Source organism: Ruegeria sp. CDSB117 (assembly GCF_059611005.1).
This window is the reverse complement of the sequence record NZ_JBXWOS010000006.1, coordinates 107,469-119,729: the sequence shown is the minus strand read 5'-3', so window position 1 is coordinate 119,729 and position 12,261 is coordinate 107,469. Positions and strand designations below refer to the sequence as shown.

Sequence of the window (12,261 nt, the reverse complement as noted above, 5' to 3'; positions counted from 1 at the left end):
ATGAAAAGGATACGCGAGATATGAAAAAGCTGATGACAGCAATTGCCCTGCTGGCCGCCGCGCCGGCCTGGGCCGAAGACAAGATGACTGTTCTGCTGGATTGGTTCGTTAACCCCGACCACGGGCCTATCATCGTGGCGCAAGAGAACGGATACTTTGCCGACGAGGGGCTGGAGATTGAGATTGTGCCACCCGCCGACCCATCGGCCCCTCCGCGTCTGGTTGCCGCCGGTCAGGCTGATCTGGCGGTGTCCTATCAGCCGCAACTTCACCTGCAAATCCATGAGGGTTTGCCGCTGAAGCGCGTCGGCACCTTGGTCGCGACGCCGTTGAACTGCCTGCTGGTGCTACAGGACGGTCCGATCAAAACGCTCGCCGACCTCAAGGGCAAAAAAATCGGCTTCTCGGTCGCGGGCGTTGAAGAGGCCGTTCTGGGCGCCATGCTGAACGCCCATGATGTCGCGCTAGACGATATTGAGATGGTCAACGTCAACTTCTCGCTGTCGCCATCGCTGATGACGGGACAGGTGGATGCGGTGATCGGTGCCTTCCGGAACTTTGAACTGAACCAGATGGATATCGAAGGCGTCGCGGGCCGCTGTTTCTACATCGAGGAAGAAGGTGTTCCGTCTTATGATGAGTTGATCTATGTCGCCAACCCCGACACGATGGATGCGGATAAGGTCGCCCGTTTCCTGGCTGCGACCGAAAAGGCGACCCAGTTCATCGTCAACAACCCGGAAAAAAGCTGGGAAATCTTCGCCGCCACCTCACCCGAACTGCAGGATGAACTGAACGCGCGCGCTTGGGTGGATACACTGCCCCGTTTCGCGCTGCGCCCGGCGGGTTTTGATGCAGGTCGCTATGCCCGTTTCGAGGCGTTCCTGAAAGACAGCGGCATGATCGACAGCATCAATCCGGTCAGCGACATCTCAGTAGATGTGACCGTGCAATGAGCGACTATGGCAAAGCATTCGCGCTGATGCGTGAGGCGGCGCAGGGGCCGTGGCAGGATTACACCTGCCACGCTTTTGTCGAAGGGTTGAAGGACGGCTCGCTGCCGCGTGCGGCGTTTCTGCATTATTTGCGGCAAGATTATGTGTTCCTGATTCATTTCTCGCGCGCCTGGGCGCTGGCGGTCGTGAAATCGGAAACACATGCGGAAATGTTGGCAGCCTCGCGCACCGTGAATGGGCTGATCAGCGAAGAGATGAAGCTGCATATCGGGATCTGCGAGGCTGAAGGCATCCCGCAGGACCAGCTGTTTGCCACGCCGGAACGTGCCGAGAACCTCGCCTATACGCGGTTCGTGCTTGAGGCCGGTTTCAGCGGCGATTTGCTGGACCTGCTGGCGGCGCTCGCGCCTTGTGTGATGGGGTACGGTGAGATTGGCACAAGACTGGCGGCCGAGGCGACGTCTGACACCTATCGCGATTGGATTGCCGCCTATTCCAGCGATGACTACCAAGATGCCTGCGTGGCGGTTGGGGAATTGTTAGATATGGCTCTAACAAGTCGTATTGGCGAGGACTTCGATGCATCCCCGCGTTGGACCCGGCTGTGCCACACCTTCCGTACTGCGACCGAGTTGGAGGTCAATTTCTGGCAAATGGGCCTGACCCCATGACCCCAGCCCCCGATCTGACCATCCGTGGTTCGGCCGCAATTGGCGACGCGTTATTGTTCGCGCCGTTGACCCTGACGCTAGCGGCCGGGCGGTGGACGTGTTTACTGGGTGGATCGGGGGTTGGCAAAACCACCATTCTGCGCCTGATTGCTGGCTTGGACACCGGCGCAGAGTTCGCCGGTCAGATTACCGCCAGTGACGGGCAATCTGTGCGGGAGCGGGTAGCCTACATGGCGCAGGACGATCTGTTGTTGCCTTGGGCGACTGTGGCGCAGAACGTCCTGCTGGGTGCGCGGTTGCGTGGAGAAAAGCCAGATTTGCGCCGCTGTGATCAGCTGATCGAACGGATGCGCCTGCAGGATCATATGGCAAAGAAGCCCGCCGAACTCTCTGGTGGGCAACGTCAACGCGTGGCCTTGGCCCGCACGTTGATGGAAGATCGGCCAATCGTTCTACTGGACGAGCCGTTCTCGGCCCTGGACGCCCGCACCCGCGCGGATATGCAGGACCTTGCGGCCGAAGCGTTACAGGACCGAACCGTGCTGCTGGTCACCCATGATCCGGGCGAGGCTGCCCGGTTGGGGCAATCCATCGTGGTCATGACGCAGAACGGCATAACGCCCTGCCAACCCCCGCATGCACCGGCCCCACGCAGCGTCGATGATCTGGAGACGCTTGAGGCGCAGGGCGCCTTACTGCGTATGCTTCGTGAGGAAGCGGCATGAAATTGTTGTCAGCTCTTGCTGCGACTGTATTTGCATTGGCGATCTGGCAGGGGATCGTCTCCCTGACCGGTCTGCCGAAATTCATTCTTCCCGGCCCTGCTTTGGTGGCGGAGACCTGGTGGCAGAATCGCTGGGTTATCGCGGAACACACATGGGTCACCGCAGTCGAGGTTGTCATTGGTCTGGCTTGCGGTACGGTTTTGGGGGTTTTGACCGCCTTGCAACTGGCCAATTCCCGCGCCGCGCGGGTGCTGGTGCAGCCGATGCTGGTGTTTACGCAGGCGCTGCCGGTCTTTGCTTTGGCTCCTTTGCTGACCCTTTGGTTGGGTTATGGGCTGTGGTCTAAAGTCGCGATGGCGGTGTTGATCATCTATTTCCCGATCACCTCATCCTTCTTCGACGGGTTGATGCGGACCCCACCGGGATATCTTGATCTGGCACGCACCATGCAGGCCAGTTCGCGGGCGGTGTTGTGGCACATTCGCATTCCGGCAGCCTTGCCTTCGCTGGCGTCGGGCATGCGACTGGCGGCGGTCTATGCGCCGATCGGGGCAGTGATCGGCGAATGGGTCGGGTCGTCGCAGGGTCTGGGTTACCTGATGCTGCTGGCCAATGGCCGGGCAAAGACCGACCTTATGTTTGCTGCTATGCTGACTCTGGGGGTTTTTTCGATCCTGCTGCACCTGACCGTTCGACGGGCAACTGCAGGCATTGCGGGTGAGACGCGTTAACCATTCAGAAACCGATTCTGCGGCACGGTGGTCCCATGACACAGGACGCCTTTGCCGAAGCACCGATGCTGTTTGAAACCGACGAAGCCCCCGTGCAGCCGCTGCCGACGGGTCGCTTGCCGTCGTATATCAAAGATCACCGCAAACGATTGCGCGAACGGTTTATGTCTGGTGGGTCGGCGGCAATGCCGGATTACGAATTGTTGGAGCTTGCCCTGTTCCGCTCGATCCCACGGCAGGATGTCAAACCCCTGGCCCGAGCGCTGATGGATACGTTTGGCGACTTTAACCGCGTGCTGACCGCACCCGAAGAACGGTTGCGGCAAATCAAAGGCGTAGGCGATACGGTGATCACCGACCTGAAAATCCTTGAGGCTTGTGCACATCGGATGACCCGCGCGCGGGTCATGCAACGGCACGTCGTATCAGGCTGGGACGCATTGCTGGATTATTGCCATACGACGATGGCCCATCGCGAGACTGAGCAGTTTCGCGTATTCTACCTTGACCGCAAGAACGTACTTATCGCGGATGAAGAACAGGCCAAAGGCACTGTCGACCACGTTCCCGTCTATCCGCGTGAGGTAGCCAAACGCGCGCTGGAGCTGAATGCCTCGGCGCTAATCTTGGTACACAATCACCCATCGGGCGATCCGACACCGTCGCAATCGGATATCGATATGACCAACCGAATTCAGGATGCCTGCGTCGCGCTGGGCCTGACGCTGCATGACCATCTGATTATTGGCAAATCGAATGAGTTGAGCTTTCGATCCGAAGGCTATTTGTAAGGGTTACTGAACCCAGACCTCGACCCTACGATTGATTTTGCGGCCCCAGTCCGTGTCATCACAGGCCATGGGCATTGCCTCGCCAAATGCGTCCACGGCGATCTCGACACTATCCGGAATGGCGGTTTCTACCGCCGATAGCACCGCGTTGCGCACGGTTTTTGCCCGCAGCAATGCGATTCTGGCATTGGATGAGGCCGCGCCGTCACCATCACTAAAACCGACAAAGGTCAGTTTACGCGCGTCGATGGCTCCGGTTTCAAGGGCATGGGCCAATTGCCGGATGTTTGAGCGTGACTGCGCATCGGGTCTTGAGGAGCCTGCCTCGAACCGGAACGACAGAGACAGGCGCGATTGTGGGCGCAGCGTGTCGATCATGCGCTGTAACTCTTCCAACCCGACCTCGGCACCACCGGAAACCACTGCGTTGGCCAGACGATCCCCTTGCAACCCGATCCGCATGGTTTCGGGTTCTTGATCCACAAATCCGGCATCGCGGATCGCCATCTGTGCCTCGGCGCTTTGCGAATAGGCCAGGAATTGCCGCGCGATGCGGGGCAGGCGGATTTCCGGCAGATACAGGAACATCGGCGATGTCAGCGGATAATCTTCGGTCTTGATGGATTGCCGCGTGGCGGTCAGCGCGTGACCGCAACCGCCGGTCAAAGGCAGGCCCCGGGCAGGCCCGACCTCGGCATGGCTGGCGATACCGATGGCAAAGGGGTCATCAGCGACAGCGCGAACCAGATCGCTGCTACGGGTGTGACGGACGATTCCCTCGGCCAGCGTGGATTGAGCGGGGGCCAGCAACCGGTCCTCAACCCCTTGCGCCAAACCGGAACCCGCGTCTGGTAAGTGCAGGGAAACCGGCGCATCAGGTCCTCCTAATTCAGACCAGTTTTGGATCTCGCCGGAAAACACGCTTACCAGTTCTGCGGGCGAAATTTGCCGCGCCGGGTTTTCCCGGGCCACAATTGGGACAAGCGCGTCCAGCGCGATGACCCGGGATCGCCTTGCATCTGCCAGATCACCCAGACCAGCGGTCTGCGCGGCCTCCTGTTCCGATGGGCGAATTTCACGCAGTGCCATGACGATATCTGTCTCATCGGCGATCAGATCCGCAAAGCCGCCACCTGTGTTGTTAGGGGCGAAATAGAACCGCCCCAAAGGGGCATCGCGCCCGGTCTGATAAAGCTCATAGGTGAATGCGCCCGAATCCAAACGCTGCGGCGTCGCCGACATCCCCTCTTGCTGGGCGAACCCAACGATCAGGGCCGGCAGTACCTTTTCCGCCATGACGGAAGAACCTGAGAACCGAACCTCGGCCACGAAATCCGTAAGGCTGGGGCAGGCGGGTCCTTCGCAGGTCACACCCGACCCATCCACGGTCAGCTCACCGAACTGCGTATCCACGCGATAAAACTCGCCATCAAAGCTCAGCAGGTTGCCTGTGACCTCGACCTTGCCGTCTTGCGAGGTCAGCGTGATATCCTGTGCGTGTACATAGGACGCCAGAGTCACCGAAATCAGTGTGGCCACTGCCACACGAAAAAATGTCATAAGAAAGTCGAGCCTGCCTGCGGTTTAATTTGCCGCGATTGTCAGGTCTTGGAGCAGATTATTCAACACCAGAAAATCACCGGCTTGTGCGCAATCCGGCATGGGCAGCGTCAAATCGCGCGACCGCAGGCGGCGATCGCCACGCAGCTCGAGCGATTGCACGGCCAAATCCCGGCCGCAATTTGCCTCGGTCACTTCGGCCTCGACCGTCAGTTCGATCGAACCGGTCTGGCTGGTTTCGCCTGCAGGGAAGGAATAGATTTCGATATTCTGCGCGTCACCGAACGCCTGTTGGCCCAGATGCACGACTTTACCCGCACCTTTTGCGTCAGAGTTCGAAGATACATGTCCGGCGGTTCCATAGCTGGCCCCAAATTCCAGCGCATGGATCTGCAGGTCTGTCTCACCCTGCCATTGCAGGGCGATGCGGTTGTAGTTGGACAAGTCGGGGATGTGAGTGGTGGCTACGGTTCCGGTCTGATCATCAACCGAGATCAGAAAGATCGCATATTCCGACAGGGCCGGGATCGTCAGATCCAAAGCGCCGTTTTTGTCCGTTCGTTGGGTAACTGTTAGTCCGCTGTGGTGGATTTCGATCCGTTCATTGCCGTGGCAGGGGGCTTTGACGGTCAGGCGCGCCGCAGCGCCGGGAACGGCTTTGGCACGGGCACTGAGAGTGCAGTTTTCCTGATCAGAGGGGGTCGATCGAGTGGGTTGCAGGGGGCGCCGCGAAGCCTTGGTGTCGGTGGTTGCATCAGCGGCCGGAAGCGAGGAGGTCAGAACAATTCCTTCCAGCCCGGCAATCACCGAGGACTGATTGGCGGCAGCCACAGTTACAGGAGCCTGCGCGCTATCCGATTGCGCTGGCGATCCATTTTGCATCAGGTAACCAATGGCTAAGGCACAAGCGACGGTGCCGCCAGTGGTCACGTAATTCTTTATTACAAACAAAACACCCTCCCCAGTTGAAGGAGCGAGTCGCATCCTGAAGTTGAATCACGGCCAATATGTGGCCGTGAAACGGACTCAATGTGTTTTGATCAAGGTGACGTCAGGTCAGTCGGCCGTGGCAATGTTTGAATTTCTTGCCCGATCCACACGGGCAGAGATCGTTGCGCGACGGGTTCCCCCAAGTCGAGGGATCGTCTTCGACAAAGCCCGGGCGTGCATCGCCTGAAGCCTGAGCTTCGGCCAGTGCTTCGGCCTTGTCGGTGGCTTGATCCACTGCCTGTTGTGCCTGTGCTTGCTGTGCCTGCATCTGTGCCAGCATCTCGCGCTGTTCCTCTTCGGTCAGCGGACGGACGCGCGACAATTGCTGAGTCACGGTTTCGCGCAAACTGTCGAGCATGGATTCAAACAACTGGAAGCTCTCGTTCTTGTATTCGTTCAGCGGGTCGCGCTGGGCGTAACCGCGGAATCCAACGACCGAGCGCAGATGTTCCAGCGTCAGCAGATGCTCGCGCCATTTACTGTCGATCGTCTGCAGCAGAACCTGCTTTTCGATGTTGCGCATATTTTCGGGACCAAAGGCCACCGCCTTTTGCGCCATCATCTCATCGGCAGCATTGACCAGACGCTCGCGCACCTGTTCATCATCGACGCCTTCCTCGGCGGCCCAGTCCTGTACGGGCGCATCGATGGTCAGCTTTTCCTTGATCGCCTCGTGCAGGCCGTCTGTGTCCCACTGATCGGCATAGGTTTTTGGCGGCATGTGTTCGTCGATCAGATCGTCGATCACCTGTTCGCGCATGTCCGAGACGATCTCGGACAAGTCATCGGTCGACATGATCTCGCGCCGCTGGCTGAACACCACTTTACGCTGGTCGTTCATCACGTCGTCGAATTTCAGAACGTTTTTGCGCATGTCAAAGTTGCGACCTTCGACCTTGGACTGTGCGCGTTCCAGCGACTTGTTCACCCAAGGATGAACAATTGCCTCGCCTTCTTTCATGCCCAGCGTGGTCAGAACCTTGTCCAGCCGCTCTGATCCGAAGATGCGCATCAGGTCGTCTTCGAGACTCAGGTAGAACACGGTACGGCCCGGGTCACCCTGACGGCCCGAACGACCGCGCAGCTGATTGTCGATCCGACGGCTTTCGTGACGTTCGGATGCCATGACGTAAAGACCACCGGCCGCCAGAACCTTTTCCTTTTCCTCGGCGTGGCGGGCCTCTTCCTTGGCTCGTAGCTCGGCAGGATCGGCCTCGGGGTTTTCGGCCAGCGCCTGCAGCACATTCATCTCGACATTGCCGCCCAGCTGAATGTCGGTGCCGCGGCCAGCCATGTTGGTGGCAATGGTCACCGCACCATACCGGCCGGCATCGGCCACGATCTGTGCCTCTTGCTCGTGCTGGCGGGCGTTCAGAACGTTATGTTCGATGCCTTCCTTTTGCAGCAGCTGGCTTAGCAGTTCGGATTTCTCGATCGAGGTTGTGCCCAAAAGAACCGGCTGGCCCTTTTCCTGCGCTTCTTTGGTCTCATTGATCATCGCGCCGTATTTCTCATCGGCAGTGCGATAAACCTGATCGTCTTCGTCAAGACGGGCAATCGGCCTGTTGGTCGGAACCTCGACCACGCCCAGACCGTAGATTTCGGCGAATTCTTCGGCCTCGGTCAGCGCGGTGCCGGTCATGCCGCCCAGCTTGTCATACAGGCGGAAGTAGTTCTGGAAGGTCACACTGGCCAGTGTCACGTTTTCAGGCTGAATCTGCACGCCTTCCTTGGCTTCGATGGCTTGATGCAGGCCTTCGGACAGGCGGCGACCTGGCATCATCCGGCCAGTGAATTCGTCGATCAGAATGACGTTGCCGTCACGGACGATATAGTCTTTGTCACGTGTAAACAGCTTGTGTGCGCGCAGACCCTGGTTGACGTGGTGAACGACTGTGGTGCTTTCCGGATCATACAAAGTATGGCCTTCCGGGATCAGACCGTTGGCGTTCAGCTGTTGTTCCAGGAATTCGTTTCCCTCATCCGTAAAGGTCACGTTCCGGGACTTTTCGTCCAACGAGAAATGGTGGTCCTGCAGCGACGGGATCAGGGCGTCGATGGCGGTGTACAGGTCCGAGCGGTCCTCGGACGGGCCTGAGATGATCAGCGGTGTCCGCGCCTCATCGATCAGGATCGAGTCGACCTCGTCCACAATCGCGAAATTGTGGTACTTTTGGTAAATCTGATCCAGTTCCGCCTTCATATTATCGCGCAGATAATCAAAGCCCAACTCGTTGTTGGTGGCATAGGTGACGTCACAGGCGTAGGCGGCTTTTTTCTCGGCGTCCGGCTGACCAGACCAAATCACACCGGTGGTCATGCCAAGGGCACCAAACACCTTGCCCATCCATTCGGCGTCACGCTTGGCCAGGTACTCGTTTACCGTGACCACGTGCACGCCCTTGCCGGTCAGTGCGTTCAGATAGGCGGGGAAAGTGGCAACCAACGTCTTGCCCTCACCCGTTTTCATCTCCGAGATATTGCCCTGATGCAGGAACGCGCCGCCCATCAGCTGTACGTCAAAGGCGCGCAGACCCAGCGCGCGTCTGGCACCTTCTCGAACGTTGGCAAAAGCTTCTGGCAGCAAGTCGTCCAGCGCCTCACCATCAAGTGCGCGTTTGCGCAGTTCGGTGGTCTTTTCGATCAGGTCCTCATCGGACAGCTTTTCGAACTCAGGTTCCAGCGCATTGATCTTTTCGACCAGCGGGCGGGTCGCCTTGATCTTGCGGTCGTTCGGTGTTCCGAACACCTTTTTGGCGAGCGTTCCGAGTCCCAGCATGTTCACTCCAGCGGATCTGTTCTTGTCTTGGTTGCGACAGGCTTGCCCACCTTGCTTGCAACCCATAGATACGGGGGATGAAAGGCGGCCCTGTCCAAGGCTTCAAAGCGATGTAAGCGGCAGGTCCCAGAGTGTCAACGCCACGCCCCGTCGCGGCAAAGAAATAGGATGATTCCATGCCCAAAGGCCTCACTTTTCTGCCATCGCTGGCTCTGGCTGCCGTGATGGCGATGCCGCTTGCCGCCGAAACCAAGCCGGACGCGGATACGGTTGTCGCCAATGTGAATGGGGATGAAATCACACTGGGTCACGTTATCGCATCTGTCGCGGCGCTGCCGCCGAATTACTCCGAGGTTGAAGATGATGTTCTGTACGAATTTGTCATCGAGCAATTGATCCAGCAGCAATTGCTGGCGCAGCAGCAGGACGATCTGAACCGGCTGAACCAGTTGGGACTGGAAAACGAAGGCCGGTCCATGCGGGCGGTGCAGACAGTAAATGCGTTGCTGGGCGATGTCGTGACCGAAGAGTCAATTCAGGCAGCCTATGATGCGGAATTTGGCAACTTCGAAGGCGAAGATGAGTTCGACGCCAGCCATATTCTTGTAGCCACCGAAGAAGAAGCCAAGGAAATTAAAACTCTGCTGGATAACGGCGGCGATTTTGCCGAAACGGCCAAGGAAAAGTCGACCGGCCCATCGGGTCCGAATGGCGGGTCATTGGGATGGTTTGGCAAGGGCCAGATGGTGCCGGAATTCGAAAACGCCGTTGTTGCGTTGGAAAAGGGTCAGATTTCGGATCCGGTGCAAACACAGTTCGGCTGGCACCTGATCATTCTCAACGACACGCGAAAATCCGAAGCGCCGGAGCTTGATGCCGTCCGTGAACAGCTGGCACAGTCCCTTCAGCAGGACGCGATTCAAGCCAAGATCGACGAGCTGACGCAGCAGTCGCAGATCGAACGTCCCGCTTTGGACGGTGTTGGCCCCGAGGTCATCCGTCAGATCGACCTGATTCAGGAGTAACCCCAGTGGCCGCGATCACCAAGGTTTCGCCGCTGGCTCCAGCGGGTTTCCCCGAATTGCCTGCGATTGACGGTGTGCGTTTTGCCACCGTCGAGGCTGGCGTGCGTTATCAGGGCCGTACCGACGTGATGTTGGCGGTTCTGGATCCGGGCACATCTGTGGCTGGGGTGTTTACCCGGTCCGCCACACGCGCAGCCCCCGTGCTGGACTGTCAGGACAAGATCGGCGGGTCCAGCGATGGGCCTGCGGCGATTTTGGTGAACTCCGGCAATGCCAATGCCTTTACCGGTCATTATGGTCAAACCTCGGTGGCCGAGGTGACGCAAGCAGTGTCCAAAGCGACCGGCGTTCCTGTTGAACGCGTCTTCACTTCATCCACCGGCGTGATTGGTGAGCCACTGCCCCATGACCGCATCGTTTCGCAGCTTGAGGCGTTGAAGATGGGCCTCAGCCGCCATGCCATCGAAGACGCCGCAAAGGCGATCATGACCACTGACACGTTCCCGAAAGGGGCCAGTGCGCAGGTCGAGATTGATGGGAAAACAGTCTCTATTGCAGGGATTGCCAAGGGGTCAGGCATGATCGCGCCGGATATGGCGACGATGCTGGTCTACATCTTTACCGATGCACAGTTCGAACAGTCCGCCCTGCAGGCGATGCTGAGCGCCCAATCCGACCGGACATTCAATTGTATTACCGTGGACAGTGACACCTCGACCTCGGACAGCCTGTTGTTGTGTGCAACAGGTGCGTCTGGCGTAGATGCCACCAACAACGCGGCATTTGCCGAAGCGCTGGAAAGCGTGATGCTGGATCTGGCACAGCAAGTTGTACGCGACGGCGAAGGCGCGACCAAATTTGTGGAAATCCGTGTGACCGGCGCCGCCTCGGACGCGGATGCCAAAGTGCATGGGCTGGCGATTGCCAACTCACCCTTAGTGAAAACCGCCATTGCTGGTGAGGACCCGAATTGGGGCCGCATCGTCATGGCCATCGGCAAATCCGGTGCCGCCGCCGACCGCGACCTGCTGAGTATTTCCTTCGGCGATATTCTGGTTGCCGAAAAGGGCTGGGTCAGCCCGGACTACCGCGAGGATGACGCCGCCGCCTATATGAAAGGTCAGGATCTGGTGATCGCGGTTGATCTGGGACTGGGCGTAGGCAAGTCCACCGTTTGGACTTGTGACCTGACTCACGGCTATATTGAGATCAACGCGGATTATCGCTCGTGAAAACTGTTTTAGTGTCTGCCGTAGCCCTGATCGACATTGAGGGCCGGGTGCTACTGGCCCAACGACCCGAGGGCAAATCCATGGCCGGTCTCTGGGAGTTCCCCGGTGGCAAAATCGAACCCGGCGAAACCCCCGAGGCTGCCCTGATCCGCGAATTGCACGAGGAACTGGGCATCGACACCTGGGCCTCATGCCTCGCCCCGCTGACCTTTGCCAGCCACAGCTATGACGATTTTCACCTTCTGATGCCGTTGTTTGCTTGTCGCAAGTGGGAAGGTATTCCGCAGTCGAAAGAAGGTCAGGCGTTGAAATGGGTGCGTGCGAATGAGTTGCGGAACTATCCGATGCCTGCGGCGGATGTGCCTTTGATTCCGATTTTGCGGGATTGGTTGTAACTTGCTGATTTTTCCGTCTTGAAAAAGAGACTTTAATGGAAAGTACGATAACGACCTCTGTTGGAAGCAGAGAATGGGAAATCGCCCCTGCAAACACTATTGCAGTTATCTTGCTGTTTGTACTGTTTATCTATTTGTTCTTTAGACACTTTATGTTTGTTCTAATGGTCATGGACGTGGGTATTGGTTGGCTTAGGAAATTTGAGTGGTTCCCCAAAGAAAAGCGGCGGCTCAAAGCTCTGTTCCACTGGATGGTCGCAAATGCGCTATTTTTTGGGTACTTATTGGTTGCGGATAAGCTTGGGTATCTTGAGTTTATCCCCACTTGAAAAATTCTCCAGCCAAGAAGCTCTTTTGACTTACGTCTGTCAGGCGGTCCGATTTCTGTACTACCACTGTTACAATT

At 58.0% G+C, this 12,261-nt stretch carries 12 protein-coding genes; 9 read left to right on the top strand and 3 right to left on the bottom strand.

The features are described 5' to 3' along the window. The first annotated feature begins 20 nt into the window (after positions 1-20). From AC2FJC_RS09040 to radC, 5 genes are read left to right on the top strand one after another with little or no spacing between them, the layout of a single operon-like run. Entirely contained in the window at positions 21-956 is a 936-nt protein-coding gene (locus tag AC2FJC_RS09040) for an ABC transporter substrate-binding protein (RefSeq protein WP_282153603.1), read from the top strand. Then, the gene (locus tag AC2FJC_RS09035) at positions 953-1,627 is read left to right on the top strand and encodes a TenA family protein (RefSeq protein WP_496739234.1); all 675 of its coding nucleotides are present in this window, start codon (positions 953-955) and stop codon (positions 1,625-1,627) included. Before AC2FJC_RS09040 ends, AC2FJC_RS09035 begins: the two co-directional genes overlap by 4 nt. Beyond that, on the top strand, positions 1,624-2,352 hold the full coding sequence (locus AC2FJC_RS09030; protein WP_496739233.1) for an ABC transporter ATP-binding protein: 729 nt from the start codon (positions 1,624-1,626) through the stop codon (positions 2,350-2,352). Before AC2FJC_RS09035 ends, AC2FJC_RS09030 begins: the two co-directional genes overlap by 4 nt. Continuing rightward, positions 2,349-3,083, top strand: coding sequence for an ABC transporter permease (locus tag AC2FJC_RS09025; RefSeq protein WP_496739232.1), 735 nt, complete (start codon positions 2,349-2,351; stop codon positions 3,081-3,083). The genes AC2FJC_RS09030 and AC2FJC_RS09025 overlap by 4 nt, the downstream gene beginning before the upstream one ends. A 35-nt stretch (positions 3,084-3,118) precedes the next feature. Then, positions 3,119-3,874, top strand: coding sequence for a RadC family protein (radC, locus tag AC2FJC_RS09020; protein ID WP_496736660.1), 756 nt, complete (start codon positions 3,119-3,121; stop codon positions 3,872-3,874). 3 nt (positions 3,875-3,877) lie between these two features. Here the strand turns inward: radC and AC2FJC_RS09015 are convergent, their stop codons facing one another. From AC2FJC_RS09015 to secA, 3 genes are all read right to left on the bottom strand, one after another. Further along, positions 3,878-5,434: a phosphate ABC transporter substrate-binding/OmpA family protein gene (locus AC2FJC_RS09015; RefSeq protein WP_496739231.1), complete on the bottom strand. Its 1,557-nt coding sequence runs from the start codon at positions 5,432-5,434 to the stop codon at positions 3,878-3,880. Between the two features lie 24 nt (positions 5,435-5,458). Then, on the bottom strand, positions 5,459-6,385 hold the full coding sequence (locus AC2FJC_RS09010) for a hypothetical protein (protein WP_496739230.1): 927 nt from the start codon (positions 6,383-6,385) through the stop codon (positions 5,459-5,461). Positions 6,386-6,485: 100 nt separating this feature from the next. Beyond that, a complete protein-coding gene (secA, locus tag AC2FJC_RS09005) occupies positions 6,486-9,203 on the bottom strand; it encodes a preprotein translocase subunit SecA (protein ID WP_496739229.1) in 2,718 nt (905 codons plus the stop codon). Between the two features lie 176 nt (positions 9,204-9,379). On the opposite strand from secA, the gene AC2FJC_RS09000 reads away from it, so the two are divergent. From AC2FJC_RS09000 to AC2FJC_RS08985, 4 genes are read left to right on the top strand one after another with little or no spacing between them, the layout of a single operon-like run. After that, positions 9,380-10,228 carry a peptidylprolyl isomerase gene (locus AC2FJC_RS09000; RefSeq protein WP_496739228.1) on the top strand — a complete coding sequence of 283 codons (849 nt, stop codon included), beginning with the start codon at positions 9,380-9,382 and terminating at the stop codon, positions 10,226-10,228. 5 nt (positions 10,229-10,233) lie between these two features. After that, entirely contained in the window at positions 10,234-11,460 is a 1,227-nt protein-coding gene (argJ, locus tag AC2FJC_RS08995; RefSeq protein WP_496739227.1) for a bifunctional glutamate N-acetyltransferase/amino-acid acetyltransferase ArgJ, read from the top strand. After that, complete coding sequence (gene mutT / locus AC2FJC_RS08990) at positions 11,457-11,855, top strand: 8-oxo-dGTP diphosphatase MutT (protein WP_170411003.1); 399 nt, start codon at positions 11,457-11,459, stop codon at positions 11,853-11,855. Before argJ ends, mutT begins: the two co-directional genes overlap by 4 nt. A gap of 35 nt (positions 11,856-11,890) precedes the next feature. Then, positions 11,891-12,184 (top strand): hypothetical protein, encoded by a 294-nt coding sequence (locus AC2FJC_RS08985; protein WP_496739225.1) that lies wholly within the window; start codon positions 11,891-11,893, stop codon positions 12,182-12,184. Positions 12,185-12,261 lie beyond the last annotated feature (77 nt).

Excerpts from the sequence above, each read along its gene's own strand:
- AC2FJC_RS08985 (WP_496739225.1), top strand. The coding sequence starts at position 11,891 with ATGGAAAGTACGATAACGACCTCTGTTGGAAGCAGAGAATGGGAAATC.
- radC (WP_496736660.1), top strand. The coding sequence starts at position 3,119 with ATGACACAGGACGCCTTTGCCGAAGCACCGATGCTGTTTGAAACCGAC.
- AC2FJC_RS09035 (WP_496739234.1), top strand. The coding sequence starts at position 953 with ATGAGCGACTATGGCAAAGCATTCGCGCTGATGCGTGAGGCGGCGCAG.
- AC2FJC_RS09040 (WP_282153603.1), top strand. The coding sequence starts at position 21 with ATGAAAAAGCTGATGACAGCAATTGCCCTGCTGGCCGCCGCGCCGGCC.
- AC2FJC_RS09015 (WP_496739231.1), bottom strand. The coding sequence starts at position 5,434 with ATGACATTTTTTCGTGTGGCAGTGGCCACACTGATTTCGGTGACTCTG.
- AC2FJC_RS09025 (WP_496739232.1), top strand. The coding sequence starts at position 2,349 with ATGAAATTGTTGTCAGCTCTTGCTGCGACTGTATTTGCATTGGCGATC.
- AC2FJC_RS09000 (WP_496739228.1), top strand. The coding sequence starts at position 9,380 with ATGCCCAAAGGCCTCACTTTTCTGCCATCGCTGGCTCTGGCTGCCGTG.
- secA (WP_496739229.1), bottom strand. The coding sequence starts at position 9,203 with ATGCTGGGACTCGGAACGCTCGCCAAAAAGGTGTTCGGAACACCGAAC.
- AC2FJC_RS09030 (WP_496739233.1), top strand. The coding sequence starts at position 1,624 with ATGACCCCAGCCCCCGATCTGACCATCCGTGGTTCGGCCGCAATTGGC.